At 68.3% G+C, this 6,629-nt stretch carries 9 protein-coding genes; 1 reads left to right on the top strand and 8 read right to left on the bottom strand.

The genetic code is table 11. From position 1 onward, the window contains the following. From WBP48_RS12205 to WBP48_RS12235, 7 genes are all read right to left on the bottom strand, one after another. A partial coding sequence (locus tag WBP48_RS12205) for a YifB family Mg chelatase-like AAA ATPase (protein WP_424440797.1) occupies window positions 1–1,224 on the bottom strand: 1,224 nt, incomplete at its 3' end. After that, window positions 1,221–1,583, bottom strand: a complete 363-nt coding sequence (locus WBP48_RS12210) for a YraN family protein (protein ID WP_424440799.1) — start codon at window positions 1,581–1,583, stop codon at window positions 1,221–1,223. The genes WBP48_RS12210 and WBP48_RS12205, both read right to left, overlap by 4 nt. Before the next feature lie 122 nt (window positions 1,584–1,705). Further along, the gene (locus WBP48_RS12215) at window positions 1,706–2,029 is read right to left on the bottom strand and encodes a DUF2469 family protein (RefSeq protein WP_424440801.1); all 324 of its coding nucleotides are present in this window, start codon (window positions 2,027–2,029) and stop codon (window positions 1,706–1,708) included. 37 nt (window positions 2,030–2,066) lie between these two features. Then, the gene (locus tag WBP48_RS12220) at window positions 2,067–2,726 is read right to left on the bottom strand and encodes a ribonuclease HII (protein WP_424440803.1); all 660 of its coding nucleotides are present in this window, start codon (window positions 2,724–2,726) and stop codon (window positions 2,067–2,069) included. Next, on the bottom strand, window positions 2,723–3,496 hold the full coding sequence (gene lepB / locus WBP48_RS12225; RefSeq protein WP_424440805.1) for a signal peptidase I: 774 nt from the start codon (window positions 3,494–3,496) through the stop codon (window positions 2,723–2,725). The genes WBP48_RS12220 and lepB overlap by 4 nt, the downstream gene beginning before the upstream one ends. Before the next feature lie 151 nt (window positions 3,497–3,647). Further along, entirely contained in the window at window positions 3,648–3,995 is a 348-nt protein-coding gene (gene rplS / locus WBP48_RS12230) for a 50S ribosomal protein L19 (RefSeq protein WP_424440813.1), read from the bottom strand. 176 nt (window positions 3,996–4,171) lie between these two features. Then, a complete protein-coding gene (locus tag WBP48_RS12235) occupies window positions 4,172–4,666 on the bottom strand; it encodes an MFS transporter permease (protein ID WP_424440807.1) in 495 nt (164 codons plus the stop codon). 52 nt (window positions 4,667–4,718) lie between these two features. Between WBP48_RS12235 and map the strand changes: the two genes are divergently transcribed. Then, complete coding sequence (map, locus tag WBP48_RS12240; protein WP_424440809.1) at window positions 4,719–5,495, top strand: type I methionyl aminopeptidase; 777 nt, start codon at window positions 4,719–4,721, stop codon at window positions 5,493–5,495. A gap of 127 nt (window positions 5,496–5,622) precedes the next feature. Here the strand turns inward: map and WBP48_RS12245 are convergent. Further along, on the bottom strand, window positions 5,623–6,629 hold a 1,007-nt coding region (locus WBP48_RS12245), incomplete at its 5' end, for a CU044_5270 family protein (protein WP_424440811.1).

The raw sequence follows: 6,629 nt of genomic DNA on the forward strand, positions 1-6,629 counted from the left end.
CGCGGCCGGTGCGGCGTCGCGGGCACGCGCGACGGCGACGCGCCGCATCGACAGTTCGATGTCGATCCGGTCCAGCAGCGGACCGGAGAGCTTGCCGAGGTAACGCCGGATCGCCAGCGACGGGCACGTGCACTCCGCCCCCGGTACGCCGTAGTTGCCGCACGGACACGGGTTCGTCGCCAGCACGAGTTGGAACCGCGCCGGAAAGGTCGCGCGAAAACCCGCCCGGTGGATCTCGATGGTGCCGGACTCCAGCGGCTGGCGCAGCGCGTCGAGAGCATGAGCCCCGTACTCCCCCGCCTCGTCGAGGAACAGCACGCCCCCGCTGGCGCGCGCGATCGCTCCAGGCCGGACGGTCCGGCTGCCCCCGCCGACCAGCGCCGCGACGCTCGCGCTGTGATGCGGGGCCTCGAACGGCGGAGTGCGCCGCAGCTCATCGACGGGCAGACCAGACAGCGACCGCAGCGATGCGGCCTGGATCGCCGCATCGTCGTCGAGGTCGGGAAGGATGCCGGGGAGTCGACGCGCAAGCATCGTCTTGCCCGCACCCGGCGGTCCGCTCATCATGACGTGATGGCCGCCCGCAGCGGCTACGATCATGGCGTCCACCGCGTCGGCCTGTCCGATGACGTCGACGAGATCGAGGTCGTCGTCGGATGCCGCCACCGCAACGGTCGCGCCCGGCACCGGGTCGGCGGCGATCCCTTCGACGTCGAGTCCGTGATGACGCGCCACGTCGCGCAGCGTGATGGCGGCGAATACCGTCACCCCCGACACGAGCTCCGCCTCACGCCGATTGGCGTACGGCACGACGACCCGTCGCATTCCGGCACGCGCCGCCGCGGCGACCGCCGGCAGGACTCCGGGCACCGGGCGCAACCGCCCATCGAGTCCCAGTTCGCCGATATGGACCGTGCGCGCGAGCGCGTCGGCATCCAGCTTCAGCTCCGTCGCGAGTGCGGCGATCGCGATCGCGACGTCGAGTCCCGAGCCCTGCTTGGGCAGGTTCGCCGGTGAGAGGTTGACCGTCAAGCGGCGCCGCGACAGGGGAAGTCCGCTGTTCGCGCTCGCATTGTGGACACGCTGGTGCGCTTCGCCCACGGCCTTGTCCGCCAGTCCGATGATGAAGAACCCGGGTGTCTGGTTCGACAGGTCGGCCTCGACCTCGACGAGGTCCCCCTGCAATCCCGTCAGCACGACGCCCCACGTGCGGCCGATCGTCATCGCAGGTCCACGAGGTGCTCGATGGCGGCGGTCGCGGGGTCCTCGCCCGTCACGCCGATGACGTCGATCCGCAGCCGCCGGTACCGCGAGTGGTCCGGATGCGCTGCAGCCCATGCGCACGCCACCCGCCATACGCGGTCGCGCTTTCGGGCGTCCACCGCCTCGAACGGGTGCCCGAACGCCTCGGTCCGGCGGGTCTTCACCTCGACGGCGATGAGCTCGTCGCCCTGCGTCGCCACGATGTCGAGCTCACCGGCGCGGCATCGCCAGTTGCGGTCGACGATGTCGAAGCCGCGGTCGGCGAGATATCTCGCCGCCCTGTCCTCACCCGCGCGTCCCCGCACGTCCTTGTCTGCCATGACGCCATGGTGCCGCGCGATCAGGTGCTGGATGCGGCGAGTTCACGGCATCCGTGGACAACTTGGCGAAAGTGCCGCCTGTGGAGAGAACGATGAAAGCGCGAACAGCGAGCGATGAAGGCTCAGGAGTCCAGCGCCAACTCCTCGGGCAGCTCGAAGTCGCGACGCTGGAGCTCCTCGACATTGACGTCCTTGAACGTCAGCACGCGCACCGACTTGACGAACCGATCCGCGCGGTAGATGTCCCAGACCCATACATCGGTCATCGAGATCTCGAAGTAGAAGTCGTGCTCGGTGTCACGCCGTACGACATTGACGTCATTGGCGAGATAGAAGCGCCGTTCGGTCTCGATGACGTAGGCGAACTGCGAGACGACGTCCCGGTACTCCTTGTACAGCGCCAACTCGAGTTCACGGTCGTAATCGTCAAAGCCCTCGTCGTCCATGGTCCTCCCATCCTATGCGGGGACCTGGACCTCGCAGTCAGAACAGCGTGGGAGCGTCCGCGATCGCCCACGACGCCCGATGATACGGACTGAGACCCTGGGAGCGGATGGCGTTGCGATGCTCAAGACTGGCGTACCCCTTGTTGCGTGCCCACACGTACACGGGGTGCTCATCGTGCAGCTGCGTCATGAGGTCGTCGCGCGCGACTTTCGCGAGGACGGACGCGGCCGCCGCCGATGCGCAGTCCCGATCGGCTTTGACGATCGGCTGCACCCGCAACCCCGCCCCGCCGGCTGGCGTGATGTAGTCGTGATTGCCGTCGAGGATCACGACCGCGTCCTCGGGCACGACTCCCTGCGCCCGCAACTCGGCGATGGCTCGTAGCGCCGCGAGCCCCAGCGCCCGGATGATGCCGACCTCGTCGATCTCGCCGGCGCCGGCCCAGCCGACCGCCGATGCGCCGACCCAGGCACCGGCGCGGGCCGCGACCGCATGCCGGTGGTGCTCCGCAACGAGTTTCGAGTCGCGCAGCCCGTCTGGGATGCGGCGACGCGCGCCGGCGGCATCCATCACCACGGCACCGACGGCGACCGGCCCCGCTAGCGCACCGCGCCCGACCTCGTCGCAAGCGATAACGAGCGCATGCTCACGCAGCAACCGCCGTTCGACGGTCAGCCGGGGCGCCACGACCGTCATTGCGCGGCCGACGCCGGGGCCGCGGCAGGTACACCGGCGAACACATCGTGGTGTCCGTCGATCGTGCCGAACCGGTTCAGCGGCCACGTGATCAGGAACGCACGTCCGACGACGTTGTCCAGCGGCACGAATCCGCGCGAAGGCTGTTCCACGTTGTACCGCGAGTCACGGGAATGGTCACGATTGTCGCCGAGGACCCACAGCGAAGCGGCAGGCACGGTGACATCGAAAGGAACGGGTTGCGGAGCACTCTGTCCCGTCGCCAGATTCAGATACGACGTCTCGTCGATGGGGGTGTCGTTGACGGTGATCTGCCCGAGCGCGTTGCAGCACACGACATGGTCACCGGGAAGCCCGATGATGCGTTTGATGAGGTGCTCGTCGCTGTCGGATGCCGTGATGCCGACAAGTGACAGCAGCCAGTCCCCCACCTGGACGAGCGCCGACGGACGAGATGCCGACGTATCCACGGCCAGCCACCCGCCCGGATCGCGGAACACGACGACGTCGCCGCGCTCGTACCCGGTGAACCGAGGGGTCAACTCGTCGACGAGGATCCGGTCCTTCACATGCAGCGTCTGCTCCATCGAGCCAGACGGGATGTAGAACGAGCGCACCAGGAAGGTCTTGATGACCAGCGACACGACGATCGCGATCACGACGATCACGAGAACGTCGCGCACGAGGAACCAGAACCTTCTGCGCCGTGGGACGACCGCTCGGGATGGGACGAGCGGTCCGGAGTCGGCGGTCGGGTGGTCGGAGCTCATGCAGCGTCTTTCTCGTCGGCGCGCCGGTCGGTCTGCCGCTCAACAAGGGTCGCACATCGTGGGCGGGTTCAGCGTCGCGCCACGCATCCGGGGAGCACCCGGAGAAAGCGGATGCCCCGGATCGCAGACCCGGGGCATCCTCTCGAAGCGATCAGTTGTCGCGCTTCTCCTTGATCTTGGCCTTCTTGCCACGGAGGTTGCGCAGGTAGTACAGCTTGGCGCGGCGCACGTCGCCTCGGGTGACGACCTCGATGTGGTCGATCACCGGGCTGTGCACGGGGAACGTGCGCTCGACACCCACCTGGAAGCTGATCTTGCGGACGGTGAACGTCTCGCGCACGCCGTCGCCGGAGCGGCCGAGGACGACGCCCTGGAAGACCTGGATGCGGGAGCGGTTGCCCTCGGTGATGTTGACGTGCACCTTCACGGTGTCGCCGGGGGCGAAAGCGGGGATGTCGCTGCGCAGCGATGCTGCGTCGACGGCGTCGAGGATCTGCATGATCTTCACTTCCTGCAGCCGCCACAGGTCGACCGCGAGTGTTCTGGAAAGGATGGGTGGGTGCCCTCGGCATCCGTCACCGGCGCCGTGCTCCCCTGAGGCAGAGCCTGCTCAGGGCACAAACATCCATTCTGCCATGGACGGCTCGCGTCGCAAAACGCGACGCACCCGCCAGGTCAGGCCGCCGGCGGCGGCGTCTCGCGGATGACGATGATCTCGTCGTCGACCGGCTGACGAGGATGCTCCGGGCGCGGGGCGGGGACGTAGCCGACACCCTCGGGAGTGCGCAGCAGCGTCGGGGCGGGCAGCGCCTCGCGCCACAGCTGTGACAGAGATGTCCACATCGCGGCGATCCCGACCGCGACCGTTAAACCGAGCACGGGCCACCACCAGCGGCCGTCGAACACTCCGAGTGCCACCACCATCACATGCCAAGCGCCGATGACGCCAAGGTCGAGCCACGACACGGCGCGGAATGCGCGAACCGTGCCCCGCGCGCGCACGAGCAGGGTGAGCACCACCTGCCAGACGAGCACGATGGGTGCAGACACGATGACCCACAGCAGCGCCCACGGGTTCGCGCCGAACGCGATCCAGCCGATGAGCAACCACAACGGCAGCACGAACGCCGCCGGGATCAACCACCGGAAGAACACGCGTCTGGGCCACATACCTTCGATGCTACGCCGGTCAGAGAGAATGGATGCTGACGAAAGGATCACGATGATCGAGCTGCGCACCCCCGTCGAGATCGAGGAGATGCGACCCGCGGGACGGTTCGTGGCGGAGACGCTTGCGACGCTGCGAGCGGAGACGAAGGTGGGCACCAACCTGCTCGCGATCGACCGGCACGCGCACGAGCTGATCCGGCGAGCGGGGGCCGAGTCCTGCTACATCGATTACCACCCGTCGTTCGGCGCGAGCCCCTTCGGGAAGGTCATCTGCACATCGGTCAACGATGCCGTCCTGCATGGCCTGCCTCATGACTACGCGGTGCGCGACGGCGACCTCGTGACGCTCGATTTCGCCGTCGCGGTGGACGGGTGGGTCGCCGATTCGGCCGTCTCCTTCGTCGTGGGGACGCCGCGTGACGAGGACCTCGCCCTCATCGACACGACCGAGCGTGCGCTGGACGCCGCGATCAGCGCCGCCGTCGTCGGAAACCGCATCGGCGACATCTCGCATGCGATCTCACAGGTCGCCCACGCCGAGGGACTGTCGATCAACACCGACTTCGGCGGCCACGGCGTCGGCCACACGATGCACGGCGACCCGCACGTGCCCAACGACGGCAAGCCCGGCCGAGGCTACCCGCTGCGCCCCGGCCTGGTGATCGCGATCGAGCCGTGGTTCCTGCAGACGACCGATGAGCTCGTCACCGACCCCGACGGCTGGACCCTGCGCAGCGTCGACGGTTCGCGCGGCGCGCATTCCGAGCACACGATCGCCATCACCGAAGAGGGCCCGATCATCCTGACCGACCGGTCGCACCTGGGCTAAGCCGCGCGCGAAGCCGGTCGGTCCGTACGTCTGTGCAGGTTCCTGAGGAGATTGCAGGATTCTGAGGACCGGATGCCGCGAATTGCTCCTCAGCATCCGTCATCTCCTCAGCAACCTACGCGCCAGGTCACTTCGGCGTCACCTCCCCCTCGCCGTCCGGCGTCATCTTGCCGTACGGCGTGCCGCCGGCCGGTGCGGCGTCGACGACGGTCGTCGTGACGGCGGTCCACGACAGGATCGTCCCGGCCGGGAAGGTCTCGCCATAGTCCTCAAGATCGCGCGCGGCGACCTCACGCTCCCCGATGAACTCCCCGGTCGCGGGATCGATGATGATCTCCATCCGTATGCCCCAGGCGTCTTCGACACGACCGATCGCGACGCCGGTGCGGCCGTCGAGAGTCGCCTGATCGTCAACGAACGTGACGCCCGGGATCATCGCCGCGGCCTGGTAGAACGCCGCCCGTAGGTCGGCGGGTACCGCACCGATCCGCAGCCGGTCGGCGATGAACACGAGCGCCTCGGTGTCGGGCGACGGGCCGGATGTCCCGTTGACGCGGTAGATGTAGTTGAGCAGTCGATAGGGGTCACGCGGCAGCCCATCGAGATCGTCGAAGCCCGCCCCCGCACTGCCGCCGTAGAACGCTCCGCCCGGAGCGCGCAGCAGGTCGCCGGTCTCGAACGAATCCGATTCACGCATCGCACGCGACCAGGCATCGGCCAGCTGCTCGGACTCCGGCCCGAAGATGGTGTACACCGACTGCGGCCCCCGTTCCCACACCCAGTCGGCAGCAGGGTCTGCCGGCCGGTAGAGCGTGTCGTCGGCGAGGTACTGATACGACGCCACGACATCGCCGATCCCGCCGCTGGACATGTATACCGCGCGCGTGTTGACCCGTAGGTACTGCCCTGGCTGAAGCACCGGATCGACGCTCGTGATCGCGGCGGCGCTCGCCTCTTCCAGGACGGCCGCCGCGGCGGCATCCGCTCCCCCGCGCCATCCGGCGAGGCCCACCACATCGGTGAGCACGAGCCCGGCCACGAGTGCCGCCGCTCCCGCCGTCGACAGTCCGCCGATCGCGAAGCGTCGCGCGCGGCGCGGCCGTTGCTTCTTCCCCATTGCGGCGCGCGGTACCC

The organism is Microbacterium sp. (assembly GCF_049661145.1).
Lineage (GTDB): Bacteria > Actinomycetota > Actinomycetes > Actinomycetales > Microbacteriaceae > Microbacterium.